Source organism: Microcoleus sp. Pol7_B2, from assembly GCF_036701035.1.
In the GTDB taxonomy this organism is placed as follows: domain Bacteria; phylum Cyanobacteriota; class Cyanobacteriia; order Cyanobacteriales; family Microcoleaceae; genus Microcoleus.
The window spans coordinates 58,335-83,613 of sequence record NZ_JAUBQB010000010.1 but is presented as its reverse complement, the minus strand read 5'-3'; the positions used below and the strand labels follow the sequence as shown (position 1 = coordinate 83,613).

The window sequence follows — 25,279 nt, the reverse complement described above, 5'->3', positions numbered from 1 at the left end:
ATGGCGTCATTGAGGGCGATCGCTCTTTTGTGATGTTCGTAATTAACAAGGCGAGCGCTCTTTGATTTATATCAAGTCTGGTCAATCACTCACAATAATAGTGTGGGATATCTATCGGCGCAGACTTTTGATCCCATTCGTCCTCAGTACAAACTTAATTAATTATAATTATTGACGCGGGCTTGATATTATTGACAGATAAAGGCAAAGAAATAAAGGGTGATCCCGAACTAATTGTAGATGCACTCTCGGGAAAATTATCGGCTGGTATCATTTACAACCGCTGAAACAAATCCATCCGATAGCGTTTGTGATGGCGCGCTAAATCTAGCATCAAAAAACGTTTGCGTGGGTCACCAAGATGCTTCAAAAACTGTGCAGAATCGTGGAGGAAGGTATCGTGAACAATCTCGCCATTCAAGATAAAACTTTCCACTGGATACCGAAAGTGAACCATCAAAAGATAACCGCCAGGAAGTAATTGGTTAATGATTTTTTCCTTGGTTGCATGGAGGTCATTTTTGCTCAAATAATAACCCACTTCTGAGAATAAAATGAAATCGAAATTCTCAGTTGGAAACTGTTGGGGTATTTGCATCTGCTGAAAGCGAACCTGTGGAAGATCGTGGCAGCGTTTGCGCGCTTCTTGTAATCCTACTTCTGAATAATCTACTGAAAGCAATCTGTCACATTTTTTGGCAAGTTTCTGGGTGAGGACGCCGATAGCACATCCGATTTCAAAAGCATTTTTGAATCGGACTTTGGGCAAGCATCTGATCGTTGTTCTGAATTTACTGGTTTCATAAAAGCTAGACGTGTATCGCCAAGGATCTGAATTTTGGCGGTAGGTTTCATCAAAGAAGCTAGATTGTACTGATTCCGGTTCTGAAGGTTTCATTGTTAACCTCTGTAAGTTACACAATATCTAACTAGATATACTACAAAAAAAAATAGATTCAGGATTTACTAAATAATTTAATTATTACACTATATGTAGGGTTAATGTCGTCAGTGTTCACCCTAGATATAGAGTCTGTACGTAATTGCTGATATCGCATCCTTCACTTTCTTCTCACTGATGAATGACAGGTGGGACGCCTGTCCCACAATACATCTAATGAATAAAGGGCGAGCGCACTTCACTTAGATTGTGGTAAATATTGTTTTATTACAGCATTACTAATGCTTTCTCTTCTTCCCAAGACAGCGAAATATTGTTTTATTACAGCATTACTAATGCTTTCTCTTCTTCCCAAGACAGTGAAATATCGAGTTTTCCTGATGCTGTAAATGTTTTATAGTCATTTCCAATAAAAAAGAGACACTATTGAGCGCAGTAGGCACAGATGAGTTCATCTAAAGATGTGCCAGGAGGAGCATACATTCTGCCTCGCTTTAAGGCACTAAAATCGTGTTCAATATCGTTCAGGTCGGGAGAATATTTCGGGAGAAAAAGAACTTGATGACCCGTTTCCTCTACCAGTTCTCGAATGGCTGTTTTTCGATGAATCGGTGCATTATCCATGATTAATATAGATGGCTTTGTTAGAGAGGGTAATAAATATAAAGATAACCACCCTTCAAAGCCTTCTGCATTGAGGCTTCCCGTAAAAACCATTGGGGCAATTAAGTCCTTTTTTCCTTTCCGTCTTCCAGCTACTAAATTTTCTCTTGTTCCCCGTTTGCCGGACTTTTCACCCCAGATTTTTTTTCCTTTTTTTGACCAGCCATAAGCACAATCTAAAAACGGCTCAAATCCTGATTCATCAACAAAAACCAGACTTTGACTTCCACATACTTTAATCAATTCTCTGAGATGAGAGTAGTATTTCATTCTTTCTTCTCGGTTTCTCTCCTGGTAACGAAGTTCTTTTTTTTTCGGGTAATTTTCATTTCTTTAAGAGCATAAGATATGGCACTGGGTCTGGTTCCAAACTTATTGGCTCTGTCGATTAATCTGGCATCTGGATTCTCTTTAACATCCTTTTCCAATGCCTGCCAATCTAGTTTTCTCTTACGTCTTTTTACCTTTGTAGCTTGAAGGTCTGACCGACCGAGCCACCGATATATCGTTGCTCTTCCTACCTTAAATAGGACAGCAGCTTGGGCGATACGACCGCCATTTTCTACATAGTCCACTACTCTTTTTCTCAAATCTATGCTGTAAGACATTTCCTAACTGGTTAACGATTTTTTTTCATTTTACCTCATTTTTTAAAAGTCTCATACTTATTTGAAATGACTATATCTGCCAACAGAGGCGTCTCTAATTTTACACACATTCTGGCGGAATAATTACCTTCTTGTCCGCCGACAACTAGCTTTTCTATTGCATCGAGTTTTGAGGGATCTACTAAATTAGGGAACCTAACGTTATCAAAAGTTACGTTAACAATATATTTGCCGGATTCACCTCCGCCAATGCTCATATAACACTCGTCATCTGCACCCAAGGTAACTAAATTTTTAGTTGTCACATTTAACTCGCGGATACCTTGTTCTATTGGGTTCCAATTAGGACTTTCTATTAAATCACCTTCATCCTGGTTGCAAACCTAATTTTCTGCTGATAGGTTTAACACAAACATTCTCACCTGATTATATTTGGGGTGCGCTCACTCTCTTCTTCATCCGCGTTCATCCGTGTTCATCTGCCTTCATCTGCGGTCAAAAAAAGGGCGAGCGCTAAATTAAATAATTATTTCTATAGCGCTCCTGTGCCATTTGTCGTGCTTCAAATTCATTCCATTGCTGGATAGGTCGTAAAGTTTCTAGAGTTGTCAATTCCTCGGGAATTGGTGTACCTATTATTTGATTGATTACTTCGGCTATTACCCGACAACAGCTTTGTGGCCAACACACTACTTGCTCCTCAGCAAATCTAATGACTATCCATCCTTTTTCTAAAAAGAGTTGATGGCGCTGATTTTCTTGGACAAGCACTTCGTAATTTTTAGGCTCACCGGTTTCATAGTGATAAGGTTTATCAATAGTTATATCAATACGTAAATTTGTTAATTTATCAAAATAAGAAATTTCTATACAGTAAGGTTGATAGGAGTGGGATTTTTGGATGATTAAATTGTTATAAATTTTATGGGTAAATAATTGCTGTAAGTTCTTATAAAATTTACTTTCAAGCCACTGAGACTTTGTACTGACAATTCTGCCTTCAGGAGGGACGGTTTTTATGATAATGTCTTTAATTATTTGATAGCGATACTGTTTTATTTTTTCAGGTTTTTGGGATTCTGCTATCTGCCGTTTATGCTGAATCTCACGCTTTTGCCATTCTTCTAACAAATCTTTATAATCGCGCATTTGTTGCTTGTATGGATTAAGTGTTCGTAAGTAAGACATTTGTTGTTGCCAGAAGTTCAAGGCAGTAACAAAAATTCTCCCTAGAGAAATATAGACAGTGATGATAATATTTCTACTGGTAATCAGAGAAATAGTTGCAAAAGGAATAATTAATGGGAGAGATTTATAAAAAAACAAAAATACATCAATTGGTTGGGGCTTATAACTAGGAGGTAAAGGTTTTGGTTCACTAAATTTCCATGTAAATGGAACTGCATCCAGAGCTTGAATAACAGGGTCTGGCAAGAGGATAATAGGATATTGATTCATGTTTTTAGTGGTTGTATTATTAAACTATAATACTCAACTATTTTCACGAGATATTCCGATCTGCAAAGGCAAACGATGTTCTAACAAGGTGGGCATTTGCCCACCTCACCAAATTATCCCATAATCCCAGCAAAAAAGTCGATCATCTCTTTCAACGCTTTCACAAACACATCAATCTCCTCGCGAGTATTGTAAAAATACAAACTCGCTCTGGCAGTAGATGAAACGTTCAAATAGCGGTGCAAAGCTTGCGTGCAGTGATGCCCGGAACGAATCGCGACCCCCTCCTGATCTAACATGGTAGACAAGTCTTGAGGGTGAATTTCTCCTGCTGTAAATGCCGCCAAAGCTGCCCTACCTTCGCCGTTGCTGTCTGGTTGTGGCCCGTAAATTTTGATCTCGGGAATTTGCCGCAATTGCTGGAACATATAAGCAGTCAATTCAGCTTCGCAAGCGTGAATCTTATCCATGCCAATGTTACTAAGATAATCGATTGCTGCACCAAGGGCGATCGCCTCGCCGATTGCAGGCGTGCCGGCTTCAAATTTGTGCGGCAAATCGGCATAGGTGGAATAATCGAGAAACACGTCAGCAATCATCTCGCCGCCGCCGAAAAACGGAGGCATTTCTCTCAGCAAGTCCAGTTTACCGTACAGAAAACCGATGCCTGTCGGAGCGCACATTTTGTGACCGGAAGCAACCAGCCAATCGCAATCTATTGCTTGCACGTCTACTATCATGTGCGGCACGCTTTGGCAAGCATCTATTAAAACTTTCGCGCCGAAACTGTGGGCAATTTCACAGATTTCTTTGACTGGACTGATGCAGCCTAAAGTATTAGAAACGTGAACGGTTGACACCAATTTAGTTTTATGGGAAATCAGCGTTTTAAACTGTTCCAAATCAAACTCGTTAGTTTCCGTTAACTCGACAAACTTCAGTACCGCACCAGTTCTTTGAGCAATCATTTGCCAGGGAACTAGATTGCTGTGGTGTTCCATCACTGACAGAATAATTTCATCTCCAGCTTGCAGATTGCTCAAGCCCCAAGAATAAGCAACCAAATTAATCGCTTCGGTGGCGTTGCGAGTATAGACAATTTCTTGCCGCGACGCCGCATTCACAAAAGCCGCAACTTTGTCTCTAGCAGCTTCGTAAGCATCAGTCGCTTTGGCGCTGAGAGTGTGAGCTCCCCGGTGGACGTTAGAATTGTATTTCTCGTAGTAGTCGCGCCAAGCATTGATGACAGCTAGAGGTTTTTGAGAAGTAGCTGCATTGTCTAAATAAACTAGCGGTTTACCGTTGACTTTTTCATTCAAAATTGGGAAGTCGCCACGCACTTTTGATGCAAGTGTTTTTTCTTGAATAAGTGTCATAAATGTCAGAAGGTAATAATGATTTGGGCGCGGTTGTTGCTGATTTTGGGCGGGCTAGAAGCCCACCCCACAAGAACATTTAATGTTTTTGGAACAGGCTTCTAGCCTCTGGGTGATTCTTTTATCCTTGGATAGCCACACAGGTAGAAAGCATTTTCGCCACGCCCAGAATTGGTAATTGATTGAGCATTTCCGCCGCAAAAGCATCGATTAGCAAATAGCGACTTCTCTCTAAATCTAAACCGCGACTTTGCAAGTAGAAAAGTTCATCATCTTCTAACTGGCTGACAGTTGCACCGTGGGAACATTTAACGTTGTCGGCGACAATTTCTAACTGCGGTTTGGTATCTACGCGAGCTCTCGGCGACAGCAACAAATTCCGGCTTAACTGTCCTGCATCGGTCAATTGTGCGGCTTTGCGAACGAAAACTTTGCCGTTAAATACAGCGCGAGCTTTGTTACCGATAATGCACTTGTGCAATTGGCGGCTTGTACCGTGGGGGTGATTGAAATCGATCAAACTGTGAGTGTCTGATAACTGTTCGCCAAAAACTACGGTTAAGCCGTTGAGTGTGGTTTCAGTGCCTTCTCCGCGCTGAAATACTTCTAAATTGTGCCGCGATATTTTGCCTCCCAAGCTGATAGCATGGCTAGTATAATGGCTATTGCGAGATTGCTCGATCGCACTTTTGCCGATATGAACAACCTCTCCACCTTCCCGCTGCAGCCGAACATGATTCACAGTAGCGTTTTCGCCGACAACAACATCGGTTACAGCATTCGTAAATGCAGCGACATTACCGATAGTTGCGTAATCCTCAACCAGGGTCATGCTGCTTCCAGGCTCAGCTATAATTAAGCAGTGCGGCTGACACATCGTGGGAGATGCACCGGGCGCTGTCAGGAACAGCAAGTGAATCGGAAGGTCGATCGACATATTGGCCGGCACGAACACCACCGCAGAATCCGCCAAACCCGCAGTATTCAGCGCCGTAAACACCTCGGTTTGCTGTCTGTGCTTGCTCAAAACATCGCTGATGCGCCCTTGATATTTTTCGGGTACATTGGATAGATTACCTGCGTAAAAGTCGATTGGCAAATTCGGCAAATTCAGCGTTGATAAATGCGGCGCATAAAAACCATTGACAAAGACCAATCTTAAAGGTAAATCTGCCTTGTCTTTCACAGGCATCGTAATATCAGACAGCTTAATTTCTGACTGATTGCTGGTCGGCAAATGCAACGGGATTTGTAACAGCGGCGACAAATCAGTAAAACGCCATTCTTCATCCTTCACTGTCGGAAAATGAGAAGAAAGCACGTATTGAGTTGCAATATCGCGCAAATCATCCAACCCGTAAAGAGAACTTTTGAGATGAGCAGCGCCCAACTTTTCACACTGATTCACCAAATCAGTCAAAAACATTTCCCTACTAGCAACTTGCGTATTCATTATCATCGCGCGCCTACTCCTGCTGCTTCCTCTTCCACAACCCAGTCATAACCGCGTTCTTCCAATTCCAGCGCCAACTCTTTCGGGCCAGTCAAGATAATTCTGCCGGCTTCCATGACGTGAATAAAATCAGGAATAATGTAATTCAGCAACCGCTGATAGTGAGTAATCACCAACATCGAATTTTCAGCAGTTGACAACTGATTCACACCGCCGGCGACAATCTTGAGAGCATCGATATCCAAACCCGAATCAGTCTCATCTAAAATAGCTAATTTCGGTTCCAACAGCGCCATTTGCAAAATTTCATTCCGCTTTTTCTCGCCGCCGGAAAAACCCTCATTTACGCTGCGGCCTAAAAAAGAATCATTCATCTTGACAATATCCAGCTTGTCCTCGATTAAATCTTGGAAATCAAAAGCATCCAATTCTTCCAAGCCGCGATGTTTGCGGTGAGAATTGTAAGCCACGCGCAAAAAATCCAGATTGCTAACGCCGGGAATTTCTAAAGGATATTGGAACGCTAGGAATACACCAGCCAGAGAGCGTTCTTCTGGCGGTAATTCCAGCAAATTTTGACCCAAAAAAGTAACTTCTCCCCCCGTTACCGTATAAGCAGGATGACCGGCTAATATCTTGGATAAAGTGCTTTTTCCCGAACCGTTCGGGCCCATAATCGCGTGAATTTCACCCGATTTAATTTCCAGATTCAAACCCTTAAGGATTTGGGTATCTTCCACATTCGCCGTTAAATCGCGGACGGATAGCACCACTTGACTATTTTCTACAATCATCTATTTTTGTCCTTTTCCTCAATGCACTTTACAGTTTTTTCTTCTCGTTCCTAGGCTCTGTCCCTTGGTGACCAATTAACGTTAAACCGATAGTCCGCCAGGGAATGAATTCCCTGTCTCAAAGCTAAATTCCTCTGAAGAGGACTGAGAAGAAAATTTTTAAACTCATTAGTCCTGTTTAGAGGAGTTTAGCTATTAGCCAAGGAATTCATTCCCTGGCGGACGGGGAGCTTAAGTTGTCACCAATGGACTCGGCCTGGAAGGGTTTCTTGGCAGCGAAAATTATCCGACACTTCCTTCCAGTTTCAGACTCAACAGCTTATCAGCTTCCGCCGCAAATTCCATCGGTAACTGATTGAAAACATCTTTACAGAAACCGCTAATCATCATCGAAATAGCATTTTCTGCGGAAATTCCCCGCTGTGCGAAGAAGAACAATTGCTCTTCTCCAATCTTAGAAGTAGAAGCTTCGTGTTCCACTTTAGCAGTGTGGTTCTGCACTTGAATATAAGGGAAAGTATTCGCTTGAGCGTTATCCCCAATCAACATGGAATCGCACTGAGAGTAATTGCGAGAGCCTTTAGCATTAGGCCCCATTTTCACCAAGCCGCGATAGCTGTTGGATGAATTTCCCGCAGAAATTCCCTTAGAAATAATCGTGCTGCGAGTGTTTTTACCAACGTGGATCATTTTGGTGCCGGTGTCAGCTTGCTGCTTGTTATTTGTCAGCGCTACCGAGTAGAATTCGCCTACCGAGTTGTCGCCGACTAACACGCAACTGGGGTATTTCCAAGTAATTGCGGAACCGGTTTCTACCTGTGTCCAAGAAATCTTAGAATTAACTCCCTGACACAAGCCCCGTTTCGTCACGAAGTTGTAAATGCCGCCTTTGCCGTTGGCGTCGCCGGCGTACCAGTTTTGCACTGTGGAGTATTTGATGTCGGCATTGTCCATTGTTACCAATTCCACGACGGCGGCGTGCAGTTGATTGGTGTCAAACATCGGCGCAGTGCAGCCTTCTAGGTAAGACACTGAGCTGTTTTCTTCTGCAACAATTAGGGTGCGCTCGAACTGGCCGGAATCTCCGTTGTTGATGCGGAAATAGGTGGACAATTCCATCGGACATTTGACGCCTTTTGGAATGTAAACAAAGGAACCGTCGCTGAATACGGCTGAGTTGAGGGCTGCGAAAAAGTTGTCGCCCACTGGTACAACGCTGCCGAGATATTTTTCTATTAGTTCGGGATAATCTTTGACGGCTTCTGAGATGGAACAGAATATAACGCCGTCTTTGGCTAGTTTTTCTCTAAAGGTTGTGGCAATTGAAACGCTGTCAAAAACGGCGTCAACGGCGACATTTCCGAGCCGTTTTTGTTCGGAGAGGGGAATGCCGAGTTTCTCGAAGGTTTCTAGGAGTGTCGGGTCAACTTCATCCAAACTGTTGAGCTTTTTGGGCTTTTGTTTGGGCGCGGAATAGTAGATAATTTGTTGGTAGTCGATCGCGGGATAGTTGACGTGGGGCCAGGTGGGCTCGGTCATTTTCAACCACTGCCGGTATGCTTTGAGGCGGAATTGCAGCATGAATTCCGGTTCGTTTTTCTTGGCGGAAATCAGGCGGACTACATCTTCGCTCAAGCCGCGGGGGATGGTGTCTGACTCGATGTCGGTGACAAAACCGTATTTGTAGGGCTGGTTGACTAGGGTTGTGACTGTAGAGCTCATTAATTTTGTGCTTTCGAGTGTTCTGGATAAGTCTCTCAAAGATGGCAGACGCTGAACTGTCGGGGGCCCGGCCAGTTCTGGGGGCTGCTCTGGTAAGTAAAACAACTGATTTGTTGCTTTAGTATATTTTAAGCTACATTAACAACAGTGATATTGTCAAAGTCAAATTAATAATTTTTTGTGAAGATGATGGAGACTACTCAGCAGACTTCCACGAAACAAGACATCCTGCAATATTTGCTCAAGGGGGGGCAGGGGACGGCTCTTGAGTTGGCGGAGTCTTTGGATATCAGTCCGCAGGCGATTCGCCGTCACTTGAAGGATTTGGAAGCGGAGGGGCTGATTCAGTATCAGTCGGTTCAGGCTGGGATGGGGCGGCCGCAGCACATTTATGAGCTTACCAGTCTGGGGCGCGATCGATTCCCGAATCGTTACGGTGATTTTGCAGTCTCTTTCCTGGATACTTTGGCGGAAACCGTCGGCCGCGAGCAAGTGATTACTATCCTGCGAAAACAGTGGCAGCGCAAAGCTACGGACTACCGGCGGCTAGTGGGTGCGGGTTCGCTGCAAGAACGGGTGACTAAGTTGGTGGAACTCCGCAGGGCTGAAGGTTATATGGCTGAGTGTTATCCTGTAGAATCTGTAGAGGTTGGGATCTGCGATCGCGCTGGTTTGGACGATCGATTTGTGTTGATGGAACACAACTGCGCGATTTCTAATGTTGCTGAAACTTTTCCGAGTGTGTGCGGTAATGAGTTGGAAATGTTTGCAGCGGTTTTGCCGGATTGTATTGTGGAGCGGACTCACTCGATTATTAATGGGGAACACCGCTGCGGTTATTTGATTGCAAGGAAGAAGGAAGAAGTTCGGCAACGGATTTTCTAACGGATTTAACGGATGTCACGGATGAAAGTTCGGCAACGGATGAGTGCAACGGATGTCACGGATGTCAGGGATTACCAATTACCGATTAGCAATTACCAATTTTTAATATATGGAACCGCTAGCAGATTTTTTAAAGCCGGAAGAGTGTGCCGAAGTTGATATGGCGCTGCTGTCGTCCAAGGAAAAGTTTTCGGCGCGGGTGGCAATTTATGCTTTGAGGGTGCTCAAGCAAATTTCTGGAGAGACTGGTTTGCCGGTGGCTGAGGTGACTAATGGGCAGGTGATGGATTGGATTAAGAATGATGAGAGCATTAAAGGGTCGATCGAACTTGATGCTAGTTTTGAAAACTTTTTTACGAATTTGGTGGTGGCGTCTTTGCGGCCTTTGAGGCAAATTGCGACAGAAGCCGAGATCCCGATCGAACAATTAACAGTTAAGCAGGTCGTGGCGTGGTTTGAGAAGGACGGGAAGATTCGCAGAGAACAGGGAACCGAGGCGGCTTTTTTGGATTTGTGAGTTAAAGGTCGATCGACCGCACCCCCAAACTCGGCCTCAAACCCCGATAATTCCATCGGTTTCGGGCGCTCGAAAAAAAGTTTTGACTTTGGGGTTGACAGACTAGGGAAAACTTGATAAGGTAATTAAGTCGAGCGAAAGAGATGCAGCGCATAAAACTAAACGCAGACACAGGATTAAAAGTTTTCAAAGCTTTCCTGGTGCTTATGATGTAATGGAACCACTCCGATCCATCCCGAACTCGGTTGTTAAACGTTGCTATGGCGAAGATACTCGGCGGGTCACTGCCCGGTAAAATAGCTCAGTGCCAGGTTAATAATAAATTAAAGCTCTTTTCCCGCAACAACGGAAAAGGGCTTTAGTTTTTTGGGGAGTTATTACTGATCTAAACAAAAGCTCGTCTAGGGCCACCGGATGTCTAACCCCTATTTCCCACAAGAATTGTTGAAGATGTCTTTGGTGCCAGTTTTGTAGAAATCTCAATATTTTGGGCCAGCAGCAGATTAGGGGTCGCTCGAACTTGATGCCAGGAAGGAAAACTTTTTTACGAATAGGGTGGTGGCGTCCTTGCCGCATGAGAGGCAAATTGCGATGGAAGCCGAAAGGGCGATCGAACAATTAACAGTTAAGCAGGTTGTGGCTTGGTTTGTGAAGGACGGGAAAATTCCCACAGAACAGGGAACCGAGGTGGCGTTTTTGGATTTGTGAGTTAAAGGTCGATCGGTCTCACCCCCAAACCCGGCCTCAAATCCCGATAATTCCATCGGTTTCGGGCGCTCGAAAAAAAGTTTTGACTTTGGGGTTGACAGACAAAGGAAAACTTGATAAGGTAATTAAGTCGAGCGAAAGAGATGCAGCGCATCAAACTGAACGCAGACACAGGATAAAAAGTTTTCAAAGCTTTCCTGGTGCTTATGATGTAATGGAACCACTCCGATCCATCCCGAACTCGGTTGTTAAACGTTGCTATGGCGAAGATACTCGGCGGGTCACTGCCCGGTAAAATAGCTCAGTGCCAGGTTAATAATAAATTAAAGCTCTTTTCCCGCAACAACGGAAAAGGGCTTTAGTTTTTTGGGGAGTTATTACTCATCTAAACAACAGCTCGTCTTGAGCCCTTTGTAGAAATCTCAATATTTTGGGCCAGCAGCAGATTTTGGGTCGATCGAACTTGATGCGAGGAGAGGAAAACTTTTTTACGAATTTGGTCGTTGCGTCCTTGTGGCATGAGAGGCAAGTTGCGATGGAAGCCGAAAGGGCGATCGAACAATTAACAGTTAAGCAGGTCGTGGCGTGGTTTGTGAAGGACGGGAAAATTCGCAGAGAGCAGGGTGTGGATGCGACGTTTTTAGATTTGTGAGTTAAAGGTCGATCGGCCGCGCACCCAAACCCGGCCTCAAACCCCGATAATTCCATCGGTTTCGGGCGCTCGAAAAAAAGTTTTGACTTTGGGGTTGACAGACAAAGGCAAAGTTGATACAGTAATTAAGTCGAGCGAAAGAGATGCAGCGCATCAAGCTTAGCATCAAACTAAACGCAGACACAGGATAAAAAGTTTTCAAAGCTTTCCTGGTGCTTATGATGTAATGGAACCACTCCGATCCATCCCGAACTCGGTTGTTAAACGTTGCTATGGCGAAGATACTCGGCGGGTCACTGCCCGGTAAAATAGCTCAGTGCCAGGTTAATAATAAATTAAAGCTCTTTTCCCGCAACAAAGGAAAAGGGCTTTAGTTTTTTGGGGAGTTAGGCGCAAAGAGAAAGTGAATATTACAACTAAAACCTCATAGCAGATCACCTCAAAAGCCTAACAGAAAACCTTTCGGTGGTGGGGCGCATTTTGTTAGACCGGATCGCGGATTTGCTGGTGGGCAAGGATCTGAATGACAAACTCGGTTCCCTCACCAGGTATTGAGAAGCAATCTAACTTACCGCCATGTTTCTCAGTGACAATCTGATAGCTAATCGCCAGCCCCAGGCCCGTTCCCTTACCGACAGACTTTGTGGTGAAGAATGGATCGAAGAGGCGTTTCTGAACAGATTCAGACATTCCCATTCCGTTATCAGAAATTGCAATTTTTACCCACTTTGAATCAATCATGGCAGTCCGAATGGTAATCAGGTTGGGATTTTCCTTGATCTCCTGATAGGTTCGTTTGACGTTGGCTTCTTCCAGCGCATCAATGGCATTGGCCAGGATGTTCATAAACGCCTGATTGATTTGACCGGGATAGCATTCTATTAGCGGTAGATTACCATAATCACGAATTACTTGAATCGCTGGACGCTCTGGTTTATCTTTCAAGCGATGCTGCAAAATCAACAACGTACTATCAATCCCCTCATGAATATCAACCGCTTTGAAGTCAGCTTCATCCATTCGTGAAAAGTTGCGGAGTGACAAAACAATCTGGCGAATGCGATCCGTGCCGACTTTCATGGAGTCGAGGATTTTAGGTAGATCGGCTTGGATAAACTCCATCTCAATATCTTCCGCCTCAGCTTGGATTTCGGGTGCTGGGTCGGGATAGTAATTCTGGTAGAGTTGCACCAAACCTAATAAATTGTGGGCGTATTCCTGCACATGAGTCAGGTTGCCGTGAATGAAGTTGACTGGATTGTTGATTTCGTGTGCCACCCCTGCCACCATTTGCCCCAAAGCAGACATCTTTTCGCTTTGCACCATTTGAACCTGAGTGCGTTGCAGTGCCTCTAAGAGTTGTTCCAACTGCGTATTTTTGTCGCTGAGTTCTTGGGTTCTTACCTTGACTTGAGATTCAAGCGTTTGGCTGTAGTTTTCCAGTTGTTTGTTGGCTGTTTTCTGTTGGTGTAACAGTTGTTGAACAGCGCGAATTAATTGGTTAAAAGCATTAGCAAGCGTTCCAATTTCATCATCTTGCTCAACAGTTGCTTGTAACTCAAAATTAGATTCTTCAGTAGTTCGTCGGGCAACGCTGGTAAGAGCTTGAATGGGTTGGGCAATTGCTCGGCTGGTCAAAACGGCTAAAAGAATGGCGATCGCAACAGACAATCCAATGCTCGCAGCCACAATTTTCTCTGAAACTGCGTTTGCTTGTTGTTGCCCGCTTTCTGCTTCTTCAAGTTCTTGGTAAGCTCGGTCAATTAAACCTACCAAATCATCGGAGATACCGTCAAATTCAAGCGCCAAATCGCTGTTGGTAAATTCCAAAATCAGCGCTTGGGCTTGCTCAACATCAGCGGGTAATGCCAAATTCAGGTTGCGAATTTGTTCAACTCGGTGTTCTAATTCCTGTGAGTACCGTTGTGGTACGCGGTCATAGGTTTGCAAGAAGGCTGGAATTCTTGGTTGATGTATATCATATTTTAGGGTCGAAGGCTTTGCTACAAATGTCTTAAGTTCAGCCCAAATTTCTTCGATTTCAGCTTTATGCTTCAGTAAGTGAGCATATTCATCTTGAAATTTTTCTGGATATTGGGCTAGAGGGATGAGTTGTTGTTGGTGGGTTCGGGTTTGGAGAACACGAGATTGTAGGCGCTGTAGAAGTTCCACTTCGTTGCGTACGTGTTCTTCTTGCTCTTCAGCCTGTTTTTGATAGTAACGCCCAACTCCAAAACCAGCAATTGTTCCACACACGGCAATGCTGAGAGCAAGGGCGTATCCTAAACCGATCTTTTGCCCAACTCTGAGACTGGATAACCGTTGTCCTAAACTCTGCTGCACCATATAACCTTCTCTAGCGGTACAGGAGATTTGCTTGACCCAGTACCCCTATTTGCTCATTTTAAGCCTTTGAGTTTGAAAACGGAAAACTCCTATGTTTAGGATAGGTTTTCCCTGACAGCGTTTACGTCTTGAATTTACGCTTTTCTAAAGGCTCTACCTAAATCGTGCAGAACCCCGCAGTAGATAGTCACCCCGCCCGTTCCAATGTTACCCGCAAACGCCGAACATCTTTTTTGTATTCTATTTGTATTCTACATTAGCATCACTATCCGAATTCCACTTTCGTGCAAACTTCCCCTCAGCGCTAGTTATCCACCGTAAAGTCTCGCCCTGCTCTTGAGTTAGATGAACTGCTATAGCTTTTAGTGTAGCTTAAATTCGCTATCGGGCCATTAGTCATTACTTATAAGCGATCGACTTCCTCGAACTATTTTGCCCAAGCTGTGGCAATATCGTCTGGGAGTTTGGGTTCAGCTATTCTATTTTGATGCTTGTGCATCACAAAGTCGATGAAGTCGCTGACTTCTGGCAAGAATGATTCTGGAAGTGGCTGCAATAAGGGCGATCGCAATATCACAAATACTCATCATAATTGCCCATTGCAGACGTTTTTATTTTAATACAATCATAACAAGCGATCGCCCTTAATTTTAGCAGTCAATAGTGGGCGAGCTCCTTCTGCCTTCCTCATAGCCAGAATCGCGGGCAAAAGTTGCTGCCTAAACTGTGCTATATTCTTGACCAATTTGTCGAAGCAATTTAGTGAAATTGTCCTTGTCAGATTCGTTTTGAAACGTATCTACTACCTTTTTTAACCTAGACAAGTCATTGGTATAGTTCTTGTCAGATAGCTGTGACACCAATTGCGACGAGAAAAATTTTACTAACTCAGGTTCATTAGATAAGAGATCTACAACATCTTTCAACTTAGACAAGTTCTGACTGTACTTCTCGTCTGATAAAATAGCTACTGCATTTTTTAATTTTGGCAACTTGTTTTTATACTTCTCATTAGAAACCAGATCCGATAAGTTTTGGTCACTCCCCACTATAGCTACTAACTCTTGCAACTTAGATAAATTGGTAGAGTATTTCTCGTCTGACAAAATATCTACTATTTTTTTCAACTTAGACAATTCCTGTTTCTGGTTCGGGTCTGATAGCAGTGAAGTTAATTTGCTTTCCGCCTTGACAAATTTTGCTAAGTTTTCATAGTTAATTGAATCAGATTTGGAAACTAGAAATACTTTCCAAGCCATTTTTGCGTTTGTAAATACAACCCCCTCTTTTGCATCCTTAAAAGCACTGTTGTTTATCAAAGCGATTACTTTTTCTCCCGAGTCAAGAGAGAGCCATGAAGACAGCGCGTTTGACAGTTTATCTAATGGAATATTAGGAGCAGAAAATCCATCTTTAATGCCATATTTTGGAATTACATCCTTCTTTTGTGAAAAAAATTCTCCCCAATAACGGGGAATTATATCTTCAGTATAGGTGTAGGTTCGAGTTTCTAACTGGTGCAGCACGGATGAATCGCGAGTCTTTTCAGATGAATCGCGAGTCTTTTCAGATTTGTTGAGCAATAACCAAATCATATATGCAGTACCCGATGCAACAAGAGCAGAACCGCCCGTGATTAAACTGAGTCCACCAAGAGCCGAAATAGTGGCAGTAATAGCAGCAGCACCGGACAATGTACCGGCTACTCCCAAAGCACTCGCAGCAGTCCAAGCAGCTAAAACAGTTGCAGCACCGGCGATTGTTCCTGTACCAATTGCAATTCCCAGATTTTTTTGGTCTTCGCTATCCATTTCTGAAACTAACGCAATAGACAGCAGTCCTGCGGCTCCTATTAGCGCTGCTCCTCCTGTTGCTACTGCTAAACCACCTAGCATTCCTAAACCACCAGATGCGACAGAACCACCACCTAAAACAGCTAAAGTCGCGTTGGTTGCAGCCGCTCCTGATAAACTACTAATACTAACACCCGTAGCTGTTTCTACTCCAAGTGTACTAAACACTCTCGTAGCTTGTGGAACAATTGCTGCTCCTTTGTCTTTAGCATCCGTCAGTTTCTTTTTCAATACTTTAACAGTTTGGACAAAATCATAGGCTTTTTCAGCAGAAGCCATTTGACTATCTAAATTTTGTTTCCTTGCTATCGAGTAAACAGCTTTAGCATTTTCTGGGATTTTGGCTTTGTCAATGAAGGAGTCTAGCGACTTCAAAGTTGCTGTATCTTCTACTGTCTTGCCATCGCGCACCTGCTGATAAGTTGACTGGTAATTTTTCTTTTGTTCATCAGTCAATTGGCTTTCAGTAATCTGTTTGACCAGAATAAAATCAACTGTTAAGGCTCTTGAGTTGGCAATGGCTAAAGAGTAGTTCTGCTTGATTTCTAAAGGCAGTGCAGAAGCGGCAACCATTGAGTAAATATCTGTGAGTGCCTTAAAGTCAGGAACAGGTTCGCCGGCGCGGACGTATGCAGAAGTTCCTCTGATTAGTTTCTTCTTTGCCTCAGTCAGTTTAGATTGAGCCAAGGTCGATTCAATGGCTTGCTCAATTCCGAGTAAGCGTGAATTGGTACTGGCGATTTGGTAGCGCTCTTTAATTTTGTTGTCTAGCTTTGAGGACGATATCACATAATCAAGAAAATCCAAGGCGATCAGATCGTCAATATACTCACCATCTTCAACTTGCTCGTAAACAAATTTGCATTTCGCTTTGCTTGCTTCTTCGACAAATTGCGTATTTTTGTCAATTTCTTGATAAATTTCCTCTTTTATTCCGAGTTGTCGATCGTATAATGTATGCAAAACTACAGTAATATCTTTACCTTCTTGACCGCGCCCTTTGATGGTAATCTCTTGCCTATCTTGAGCTTTGGAGGGAATTTCCACCGGACAAGGTTCTCCCGAGCGCAAAGTAAAAGTTTGCTTTCCTCCTACTCGGGCTGTGGTATAAGGAACAAAAATATGATAGTTCTCCAAGGTAGAGAAATTTTTGCCTAATCCCTCGCTATCAGCCATAGCGCTAGCTGGATTAAGCAAGTCTTTTGTCAATAAACCCAAAGTACCTAAAGCAACATAACTAAGAAAAGAGCGACGGTTGAGAGAAGAAATATTTAGGTGAGTCATAACTGAGTATTTGTAGCTTGAATGTAGTTTTTAGGCGAAATAATCTAATCCGAACTCTAATTTATCAAGTTCGTTACTTCCAAATTTACTAGCAAACTTACCCTTAGCCCTAGTGGCCCACCCCAAAGCCTGTGCTTGCTCATAAATCAGATGAGCTTGTTTCTTTGGCGCCAATTTTCCTTGCGACAAAGCAAACTCACTCTATTAAATCAGCGACACCCAACTTTGTCAACAGGTGATTGACTACAAAACTGCGTCTGTTGAGCAAACTATAATTAAGCCAACAAAAACATCTGCGTGGCCAGATTATTTTGCAACTTGCCTAAAATCGCCCGATCGACTATTCTTCCTAGTAGATATGATCTTGATATAACAACCGACAAAAACATGACAGCAATATTACCGCCTTGGATAGTTTTAGACTCGCTATTGCACAACTGGCTACTAGAAGATATCGGTAGGGGCGATCGCACAACATCGGCCTTATTTCCCGCAAACAGCATCCAGGGTACGGCTAAATGGATTGTCAAAGAAGCTGGAGTCATTGCCGGATTGCCAATTGCCGATCGCACCTTTAAACTTTTAGACAGCGGCCTCAGTTTCATCCCCCAAGTACCGGAAGGGAAACTGTGCGAAAAAGGAGAAGTAATCGCCGAGATTTCCGGCAATTTCGATGCGCTGCTAACCGGAGAAAGAGTAGCATTAAACTTGGCAATGCGTTTGAGCGGCATCGCTACTTTAACTCAGAAATATGTTGACAAAATTGCCGATTTGCCAGTGCAATTGGTGGATACGCGCAAGACAACGCCGGGGTTGAGATTGTTGGAAAAATACGCGACTCAAGTCGGCGGTGCTTGCAATCACCGGATGGGATTAGATGACGCGGTGATGATTAAAGACAATCACATTGCGGCGGCTGGAGGAATTGCAGAGGCGATCGCCCTAATTCGCAATTCTATCCCCTATCCGCTGACGATCGAAGTCGAAACCGAAACTCTGGCTGAGGTAGAGACAGCTTTGCAGCACAAAGCCGATATTATCATGTTAGATAATATGTCCTTTGATTTGATGCGGCAGGCAGTGGCAATAATTCGCCAAAAGAGCGATCGGGTAAAAATTGAAGCTTCCGGCAATGTTACTTTAGAAACCATTAGAAGTGTAGCCGAAACCGGAGTTGACTATATTTCTACCAGTGCTCCGATTACGCGATCGACTTGGCTGGATTTGAGCATGAAAATTCAGAATCATTAGTCATTAGTCAGCAGTCATGAGTGATAGAAAATATTGGCAATAGCAAATCAATCTTTAATAGCCATTTTACTTTTTAGTCTCCCTCTGCTCCGACTTCGCTTGACTATTAAGCGATTTGAATCGCCGAATAATTCCAGAAGCAACTTATCTCTTAGCTAATGACTAATGACTGATGACTCTTAACAATGATTTGAGATAAAATGAACCCAGAAATTGCCGTCAGGCATACAGAGGCTGCGGATTAAGCGGTAAGTATAGTGCAAGTAAGCACCGCTGATACTTGTATCGTAGCCACTTCGGAACCACTCACCATAGGGATCGTGAACGAAGAATCCCTCGCTGTCGTAGCCTGATACAACTATAATGTGACCGAAAGACGTGAAGTATCCGTGGATGACAGCGGGATTTCCACTGGCTAGCCAATCTTGAACGTCATCAATAGTTGCATTCTCGGTAAAGAAATCTTGAGCGCCGTAATCTTTAACAATCTTTGCTAAATCGTAGGGGTCCCAGCGACTGTAACCTTTGGCGATCGCATATTCGTAGAGTTCGTCTTCATATTGCCCGCTTTGTTTGCGCCGTGGCACTTTCAAAAAGTCCATACACATCGCTAATGAAGTTACATTGCAAGAACCTGTAGGATTATTCAAGTTATCCATTTGCGATCGGTAAGGAATGCCAAGCCTTACAGTTGGGGGATTCGGTTTGGGAAAAAACAGAACGCTGTCTTGAGTAATTTGAGCGTGTGCCCCAAAAACATACCAAATTCCTGAACCTTTGAAAGACTCGTTGCGGAAAGCAACTCTGATGTGACCGCGAGCCGGAGCAAAAGCCAGGATCTCAAACTCTTTTCCGGCTGGTATTACTTGTTTTTCCGAGTCCTGAAGTTGAGAAGACGCCAGCGGTTTCGATTTCAAAATCGTGTCTCTAAGCGTTTTCAGGATCAGGGGAGGTGTGATAATCTCCCCTGGTTTGGTTTCGATTAGCTTTTTGGCTGTGACTGCTCCCAAAAAACCCGGTTCGCCACACTTCATCAGAGTTTGAAATCGGTGGAGTGCAGCAGTAGAGAGAGGGCCAAATTCCCCGTCTACGGGAGGCTTCAGTAAACCCAGGTCAATGAGGCGGCTTTGAATTTGACCACTGAGTTCGTCGTCGGCAGCAATTGCTTTGGCATCGTACCTAATTTTTGAGTTGAGAAAGTTTTGTAATTTCATGCTTGCGTGCCCCTGTCAATCGATTTTAGATTCTAGATTTTAGATTTTAGATTTTAGAATTACGATCGCCGATAAATCCGGTTTCCCTAGACTAAATTGCTTGCTCGTCCATAATTCCCAGTTTATCGTCTCATAAAATTACGGTAATTTTGCCGAGCAATCGATTTTAGATTTTAGATTTTAGATTTTAGATTTTAGAATTACGATCGCCGATCATCCGGCTTCCCTAGACTAAATTGCTGACTCGTCAATAATTCCCACTTTCTCGTCTCATAAAATTACGGTAATTTTGCCGATCGTCCGTACCTTAAAGGCTTCATATTAATTATTTGATACAAAACCTTCAAGGCGAGGGCCGATCGAATTTCACGCACTATTGACTAAAAATGCCTGGTGCGCGTTGACATTGTTTCTGCCGAATGCCGAATGCCGTTGGATGGCTCAAAAGCAGAGGGATGGGAGAATTGCCCTGTTGAGGCGATCGACCAATTTATGCTTCGTCGGGACGAATTACCACAACACCCATCGCGTCGGGAGAGAGATATTTGACGGCGGCTTCTCGGAGATCCTCGGCAGTCTGAGCTTGGATGCAGGCGGCATAGTTGAGGGCGGGAGCGATATCTCCTACCATCGACTGATAGTAACCGTACAAACTTGCTCGATCGCTCGGAGTTTCGTTACCAAAGATAAACCGATTTGCTACTTGAGTGCGGATGCGGGAAATTTCGGCATCTGTCACCAGTTCGGTTTGGAGAGTGCGGATGTGTTGGACGATCGCAGCTTCCACTGCTGCCAAGTTTTCTGTCGGTAGTTGAGCGGAAATTGAGAATACACCGCCAAGTCGCTGAGTCATGTTGCTGACCGAAATTGACGAGACTAGCCCTTTTTCTTCCCGCAAATCCTGAACCAAGCGAGTTGTGCGGCCGTGACCCAATATTGTCGCCAAAACGTCGAGGGCATAAGTTTCGGACATTTCCATGAAACCTGGCACTCGCCACATCACGATCAGTCGGGCTTGCTGAAGGGCAGAGTCTACAAATTCGCGGCGGACTGTTTCTGTAAACGGCGATTCTTGGCCGTAGTTCAGGATTTGGGATTCTGGGTGAAAGTTGCCGACAGCAGGCACATTTATTTTGTTGTGTTGTGCTGTGCTTTTTGCTGCAAAACTGTCTGCGACAATTTCTATTAGTTGCTCGACTGGCAAATTGCCTACAGCTACGGCTGTCATGGCCCCTGGCTGATATCTGCTGCTGTGGAAATCCCGCATTTGTTGGGCTGTCAACTGTTCGATTACCGCAGTCGGGCCGAGTACCGGTCGCTTGTAGGGCAGGACTTCAAAGGCTAATTCCATCGATCGCTGATAGGTGCGGCGGCGGGGATTGTCTTCCGATCGTCTAATTTCTTCTAAGACTACCAGCCGTTCTCGATCGAAGGCGTCGTCGGGAATGCTGGCGTTGAGCAACACATCGACTTGCAGGGGAGCTAGTTCGGCAAAATCTTTAGGAGCTGTGGTGATGTAATAGTTAGTGTAATCTTGGCTGGTGGCTGCATTGGTGACAGCGCCGCGCTGTTCGATCGCGCGCTCAAATTCGCCACTGGGAATGCTCGGAGTTCCCTTAAAAATCATGTGTTCTAAAAAGTGAGCCATGCCGTTAATGTCGTCGGGTTCGACGGCTGAGCCTAAATTGAGCCACACGCTGAGGTTAACAGCATCGACCGGCAAGTGTTCGGCTATAACGGTGAGGCCGTTGGGGAAATGGCGGATTGTTGGGGCGTTGAGGGGCGATCGAGCTGAGGTTTTGAGTAGGATTGATGTCATTGTGCTTTTAAATTTATCTTGTTCTTTATATCTTAAAGGGTCTTTAAGGAAGGACTCAGGCATTCGCCATTTGGCGCGAAAAATGCAATTGGATGTGGACGGTAATACACGCACCGAGTTTTTGGTCTCCCGGAAGAAGTCTTGTTAACGTATTTCTGCGATCGCGATCGTTAATTTATCCTAATAGTTGCCCAAGTCCTCTGTTTTTTGGTGACAGCATTCGATGGAAAATCGAAGATTGAATAAAAACTTAGTATTTCCACAACCAGCTTTTCAACGATTTTGGCGATCGACTTCGGGGAAAATCGGCTTAATTTTGACTTTAGCGCTGATGCTCTCGGCACTGTTGGCCCCCCTACTTTATCCTTACGATCCGGCGGTCGATCGAGATTATTTGTCGCGCTTGGTGGCTCCTAGCGCTAAACATTGGTTTGGCACCGACGGTTTGGGGCGAGATTTGTTGGTGCGGGTGTGGCACGGATTGGGGATCTCTTTAGTCGTCAGCCTGGTTTCTGTGGGTGCGGGTTTAATTGTGGGAACGCTTTTGGGGCTGGTGGCGGGGTATTTTCGGGGGTTGCTGGAAATGGCGATCGGCACCTTGGCCGATATTTTGCTAGCTTTCCCTTCAATTTTACTGGCGATCGGCGTTGTTACCGTCACCGGGCCAAGCCTGCAAAGCGTAATTATCGCCGTCAGCCTCGTGCAAATTCCGATTTACATCCGCTTAACTCGCAGTATGGTGCTGTCTCTGCGGGAACAAGAATTTGTTTTGGCTGTCAAGGCCTTGGGCGCCAGCGACTTGCGGATTATTTTTCGCCACATTTTGCCGGGAAGTCTCGCGCCTCTAGTTGTACAAGCAACTCTTTCGACTGGTACGGCGACACTAGAAGCTGCAGGTTTGGGTTTTTTGGGTTTGGGCGCACAGCCGCCGGTTCCTGAGTTGGGGACAATGCTTTCTGATGCTTTTAAGGGCGGATACGCTCTTTCGTCTCCTTGGACTATTTTGTTTCCCGGTTTGCTGATTACCTTGACTGTTCTGGGTTTCAATCTTTTGGGCGACGGGCTGCGAGACGCTTTAGACCCCAGATCCAATGCTGCGGCAAGGAAATAGCAATATTCAGAACTTACGCAGCAAGCACAGTATTTGAGCCATACTGTGGCTCCTCTAAAAATTGTTCAGGTATGCTCAAACTTTTGGCGGGAGTTGAAGCCTTTTCAAAGTCGTAGCCTGGGCTGCCGACTGAGGTGATACCCGCTATGACTGGCTGCATTAAGATTGGCCCGGATAGGTGGCTGTCGCGCCCGATCGCGATCGTTAATTCTACCGCTGATTTATTGACTTTTTGCACCAGCCAACTCACCAAGGCTTGCCCCAAAATAGTCGCCATTTCCGGGGTGCGGTTAACCTGTTCGTCTTGAACGCCTTCAATGGCGATACCGCGAATGCCTGAACCATGTTGCAGCTTTTTTAAGTTATACTTTTGCAGAATAATCAATAGTAACTTTTCAGCTAAGCATCAGTTTACGACAAATTTTAAACCGCAATTGTTACATTTGCTATTATCAATAAATAGGCAAGCTTTTACAGCCACTTACAAAAGTTATTAAAAGCGATTACCCAACATAAATTATATCAAATTCGGTTAAATATCAATGATATACAAGTGCGATCCTCCCGCTCGCTATCGAAAGCAATCCTGGAGAGTGAGAAAGTGGGAGGATTTCTTTTCTTCCCTCTTCCTTTTTTCTTTGATATTCTGAGATCATTTCAAGGAACAAATCCGCACTCTGACATCGTACCACTGCTATTCAAAGCGCACAGAAATTCGCTGTCGGTAAAACTCCCCAGTTAATTTTTCAAAGAGTAGTCTAGTTCTTTTGCCCACTTGCGTTTTAATAAAGCCTTGATTTGTTACCTGCCACTGAAAAATTAGGCAGGGTTACGCCACGGTGAATCTTCGGTGTAAGCTAAAGCTACTCGTTTTGGCTCGCGACTATTCCAGTCATCTTCTGCGATTTGAACTTTAGTTTTAGCAGTTTCCCGCGTAAAAGGCGGCAGTGGTGGTTTAGTTTCCATCGAATTGAATGATTTTGCTCCTTTTCAAGGAATCATCGAACATAGCATAATAATGAACACAGCACAAGACCACTATAACCAGCAACTTGCTGCCGTTTACAGTTGGATGTCAGGAAATCCTGAAGCAGCGATCGAACGAAATCACGCTCTTTTTTGTCAATTGGCGATCGACTCCGCACCGCGAGGATTAGCCATTGATTTAGGTGCAGGCTCAGGATTTCAATCTATTCCTTTAGCGAAATTAGGCTTTTCGGTAGTAGCTATAGATTTCTGTGAGGCCCTACTTTCAGAGTTACGCGATCGCGCTAAACATCTTTCCATCCGTACCATTCACGACGATCTGCTTAATTTCTCGCAACATATTCAGGAACAGGCGCAGCTCATTGTTTGCATGGGCGACACACTTACACACCTAGAATCATTGAGTGCTGTCGATTCATTACTTTTGGACATTGAGCGCTCGCTGATTGAGAATGGGATGTTGATTTTAAGTTTCCGCGATTATGTTGCAGCAGAGCTTCATGGAACTCAGCGTTTTATTCCTGTACAAAGTGATGAATTTACAATCCTCACTTGTTTCTTGGAGTATCAGGAAAACAGCGTAGTAGTCCATGACTTACTCTATCAAAAACAGGGCGATCGGTGGTCATTCAGTGCCAGTTCTTACCAAAAACTGCGGCTCAATAAAAATTGGTTGTGCGATCGGCTATCTGAAATAGGTTTACAGGTACTTCAGAACGAGATGATTAATGGAATGGTTTGTATCATGGCCAAGAAATTATATTAGAGAATTTATATTAAAGACAACCGAGAGTCGCTCTAGTGACTGTTCCGAAATTTACAGCCCCATCCAGGGCTTAGAAACTGAAATCTCACGAAACCTGATATGAAACTCCTCCGATGGCTGACATTGTGCTTCTTCTCCTTGACGCTCACCCTCTGGCTGGGTAGTTGCTCCTGGGCACCCCAAATCCAGGCGGTGACGCTCAATTTGGCTGTGTCAGGCATGGTTCGCACTGCCGTGGAGGAAATCGATCGACTCTATCAGCAGGAACACCCCAATATCTGGTTGAATCCGACATTTGCCGGAGCTGCCTTAATCCGGGCAGCCGTTGACCAGGGAGAACCTTTTGATGGGGTTTGGTTCGCCGATATTGCACCGCTGGATGCGTTGCAAGCCCAAGGGCTAATTCTGCCCGAAAGCCGTCGGGAGTTAGTGACCACCGATATTGTGGTGATTGCTGCGGCTGATTCTGCGGTGCAACTGACTGATTTGCACGAGTTAGCGAGCGATCGCCTCAAAACGGTGGCAATAGGCAACAAAGACCTGTCGCTTGGCAAATATACCCACGCCATTCTGAGTCGGTTAGGCCTCCTTCAGGCAGTGGAGTCCAAGGCAGTCTGGGCAAAAGTGGATGTGCGGGAAGTCTTGCGAGCCGTCGAGCAGGGAGAGGCAGAGGTGGGCATTACCTTTCTGCCAGAAGCCCAAGCCTTTGCCAAGGTCAAGGTGTTAGCCACCGTATCGCCCGACCTCTATGAGCCAATTCGCTCCGGTGCCGCTGTGGTTAAAACCTCTCCCCATCTCCAGGAAATGCAGGCGTATCTGGACTTTTTAAGCAGCGATCGGGCAATCGCAGTATTTCAAAAATTTGGACTTCGCCCTCTGCGGTCTTAGATCGACGAAACTAAGCACGAGAC

The 25,279-nt window shown here is 44.5% G+C and carries 21 protein-coding genes, 3 rRNA genes and 1 pseudogene; 10 read left to right on the top strand and 15 right to left on the bottom strand.

What is annotated here, in order from left to right; translation table 11 throughout:
- Positions 1 to 274: 274 nt before the first annotated feature.
- The 8 genes and pseudogenes from QUA57_RS06350 to sufB all read right to left on the bottom strand — a co-directional run bounded on the left by QUA57_RS06350 (position 275) and on the right by sufB (position 8,975).
- A complete protein-coding gene (locus tag QUA57_RS06350) occupies positions 275 to 898 on the bottom strand; it encodes an SAM-dependent methyltransferase (RefSeq protein ID WP_333060440.1) in 624 nt (207 codons plus the stop codon).
- 426 nt (positions 899 to 1,324) lie between these two features.
- Positions 1,325 to 2,172: pseudogene (locus QUA57_RS06345) on the bottom strand (IS630 family transposase).
- A gap of 35 nt (positions 2,173 to 2,207) precedes the next feature.
- Positions 2,208 to 2,477, bottom strand: a complete 270-nt coding sequence (locus QUA57_RS06340; protein WP_333060441.1) for a hypothetical protein — start codon at positions 2,475 to 2,477, stop codon at positions 2,208 to 2,210.
- A 208-nt stretch (positions 2,478 to 2,685) separates the two neighbouring features.
- The gene (locus tag QUA57_RS06335; protein WP_333060442.1) at positions 2,686 to 3,630 is read right to left on the bottom strand and encodes a hypothetical protein; all 945 of its coding nucleotides are present in this window, start codon (positions 3,628 to 3,630) and stop codon (positions 2,686 to 2,688) included.
- A 113-nt stretch (positions 3,631 to 3,743) separates the two neighbouring features.
- On the bottom strand, positions 3,744 to 5,006 hold the full coding sequence (locus tag QUA57_RS06330; protein WP_333060443.1) for a SufS family cysteine desulfurase: 1,263 nt from the start codon (positions 5,004 to 5,006) through the stop codon (positions 3,744 to 3,746).
- Positions 5,007 to 5,127: 121 nt separating this feature from the next.
- The gene (gene sufD / locus QUA57_RS06325) at positions 5,128 to 6,459 is read right to left on the bottom strand and encodes a Fe-S cluster assembly protein SufD (RefSeq protein ID WP_445304459.1); all 1,332 of its coding nucleotides are present in this window, start codon (positions 6,457 to 6,459) and stop codon (positions 5,128 to 5,130) included.
- Between the two features lie 2 nt (positions 6,460 to 6,461).
- Complete coding sequence (gene sufC / locus QUA57_RS06320; protein WP_333044221.1) at positions 6,462 to 7,253, bottom strand: Fe-S cluster assembly ATPase SufC; 792 nt, start codon at positions 7,251 to 7,253, stop codon at positions 6,462 to 6,464.
- A gap of 282 nt (positions 7,254 to 7,535) precedes the next feature.
- Complete coding sequence (gene sufB / locus QUA57_RS06315; RefSeq protein WP_333036166.1) at positions 7,536 to 8,975, bottom strand: Fe-S cluster assembly protein SufB; 1,440 nt, start codon at positions 8,973 to 8,975, stop codon at positions 7,536 to 7,538.
- A 186-nt stretch (positions 8,976 to 9,161) separates the two neighbouring features.
- Here sufB and sufR point away from each other — a divergent pair, with 186 nt between their 5' ends.
- The 6 genes from sufR (at position 9,162) to rrf (QUA57_RS06285) (ending at position 12,062) form a co-directional block, all read left to right on the top strand.
- Positions 9,162 to 9,860 carry an iron-sulfur cluster biosynthesis transcriptional regulator SufR gene (sufR, locus tag QUA57_RS06310; RefSeq protein WP_333060445.1) on the top strand — a complete coding sequence of 233 codons (699 nt, stop codon included), beginning with the start codon at positions 9,162 to 9,164 and terminating at the stop codon, positions 9,858 to 9,860.
- 109 nt (positions 9,861 to 9,969) lie between these two features.
- The gene (locus QUA57_RS06305; RefSeq protein WP_333060446.1) at positions 9,970 to 10,377 is read left to right on the top strand and encodes a hypothetical protein; all 408 of its coding nucleotides are present in this window, start codon (positions 9,970 to 9,972) and stop codon (positions 10,375 to 10,377) included.
- Positions 10,378 to 10,573: 196 nt separating this feature from the next.
- Positions 10,574 to 10,690: ribosomal RNA gene (gene rrf, locus QUA57_RS06300) — 5S ribosomal RNA — on the top strand.
- Positions 10,691 to 11,281: 591 nt separating this feature from the next.
- Positions 11,282 to 11,398, top strand: a 5S ribosomal RNA gene (gene rrf, locus QUA57_RS06295).
- A 117-nt stretch (positions 11,399 to 11,515) separates the two neighbouring features.
- Positions 11,516 to 11,737 (top strand): hypothetical protein, encoded by a 222-nt coding sequence (locus tag QUA57_RS06290; protein WP_333060447.1) that lies wholly within the window; start codon positions 11,516 to 11,518, stop codon positions 11,735 to 11,737.
- Between the two features lie 208 nt (positions 11,738 to 11,945).
- Positions 11,946 to 12,062 (top strand): 5S ribosomal RNA (gene rrf, locus QUA57_RS06285).
- A 158-nt stretch (positions 12,063 to 12,220) separates the two neighbouring features.
- Here the strand turns inward: rrf (QUA57_RS06285) and QUA57_RS06280 are convergent.
- The 3 genes from QUA57_RS06280 to QUA57_RS06270 form a co-directional block, all read right to left on the bottom strand.
- Complete coding sequence (locus QUA57_RS06280) at positions 12,221 to 14,083, bottom strand: ATP-binding protein (RefSeq protein WP_333060448.1); 1,863 nt, start codon at positions 14,081 to 14,083, stop codon at positions 12,221 to 12,223.
- A 427-nt stretch (positions 14,084 to 14,510) separates the two neighbouring features.
- Complete coding sequence (locus tag QUA57_RS06275) at positions 14,511 to 14,660, bottom strand: hypothetical protein (protein WP_333060449.1); 150 nt, start codon at positions 14,658 to 14,660, stop codon at positions 14,511 to 14,513.
- Positions 14,661 to 14,802: 142 nt separating this feature from the next.
- Positions 14,803 to 17,220, bottom strand: a complete 2,418-nt coding sequence (locus QUA57_RS06270) for a hypothetical protein (RefSeq protein ID WP_333060450.1) — start codon at positions 17,218 to 17,220, stop codon at positions 14,803 to 14,805.
- Between the two features lie 387 nt (positions 17,221 to 17,607).
- Between QUA57_RS06270 and nadC the strand changes: the two genes are divergently transcribed.
- Complete coding sequence (gene nadC, locus QUA57_RS06265) at positions 17,608 to 18,471, top strand: carboxylating nicotinate-nucleotide diphosphorylase (protein ID WP_333060451.1); 864 nt, start codon at positions 17,608 to 17,610, stop codon at positions 18,469 to 18,471.
- Between the two features lie 179 nt (positions 18,472 to 18,650).
- Here nadC and QUA57_RS06260 read toward each other — a convergent pair whose 3' ends face one another.
- Together QUA57_RS06260 and QUA57_RS06255 are read right to left on the bottom strand one after the other, a co-directional pair.
- Complete coding sequence (locus QUA57_RS06260) at positions 18,651 to 19,685, bottom strand: C39 family peptidase (RefSeq protein WP_333060452.1); 1,035 nt, start codon at positions 19,683 to 19,685, stop codon at positions 18,651 to 18,653.
- 490 nt (positions 19,686 to 20,175) lie between these two features.
- The gene (locus QUA57_RS06255) at positions 20,176 to 21,504 is read right to left on the bottom strand and encodes a pitrilysin family protein (protein ID WP_333060453.1); all 1,329 of its coding nucleotides are present in this window, start codon (positions 21,502 to 21,504) and stop codon (positions 20,176 to 20,178) included.
- A gap of 238 nt (positions 21,505 to 21,742) precedes the next feature.
- On the opposite strand from QUA57_RS06255, the gene QUA57_RS06250 reads away from it, so the two are divergent.
- Positions 21,743 to 22,615, top strand: a complete 873-nt coding sequence (locus QUA57_RS06250; protein ID WP_333250993.1) for an ABC transporter permease — start codon at positions 21,743 to 21,745, stop codon at positions 22,613 to 22,615.
- A 13-nt stretch (positions 22,616 to 22,628) separates the two neighbouring features.
- Here QUA57_RS06250 and QUA57_RS06245 read toward each other — a convergent pair whose 3' ends face one another.
- Together QUA57_RS06245 and QUA57_RS06240 are read right to left on the bottom strand one after the other, a co-directional pair.
- Complete coding sequence (locus tag QUA57_RS06245) at positions 22,629 to 23,000, bottom strand: hypothetical protein (RefSeq protein ID WP_333060455.1); 372 nt, start codon at positions 22,998 to 23,000, stop codon at positions 22,629 to 22,631.
- A 434-nt stretch (positions 23,001 to 23,434) separates the two neighbouring features.
- The gene (locus QUA57_RS06240) at positions 23,435 to 23,581 is read right to left on the bottom strand and encodes a DUF1348 family protein (RefSeq protein ID WP_333060456.1); all 147 of its coding nucleotides are present in this window, start codon (positions 23,579 to 23,581) and stop codon (positions 23,435 to 23,437) included.
- A 52-nt stretch (positions 23,582 to 23,633) separates the two neighbouring features.
- On the opposite strand from QUA57_RS06240, the gene QUA57_RS06235 reads away from it, so the two are divergent.
- Positions 23,634 to 24,368: a class I SAM-dependent methyltransferase gene (locus QUA57_RS06235; RefSeq protein ID WP_333060457.1), complete on the top strand. Its 735-nt coding sequence runs from the start codon at positions 23,634 to 23,636 to the stop codon at positions 24,366 to 24,368.
- 99 nt (positions 24,369 to 24,467) lie between these two features.
- Positions 24,468 to 25,256 carry a molybdate ABC transporter substrate-binding protein gene (gene modA, locus QUA57_RS06230; RefSeq protein ID WP_333060458.1) on the top strand — a complete coding sequence of 263 codons (789 nt, stop codon included), beginning with the start codon at positions 24,468 to 24,470 and terminating at the stop codon, positions 25,254 to 25,256.
- Positions 25,257 to 25,279: the final 23 nt, after the last annotated feature.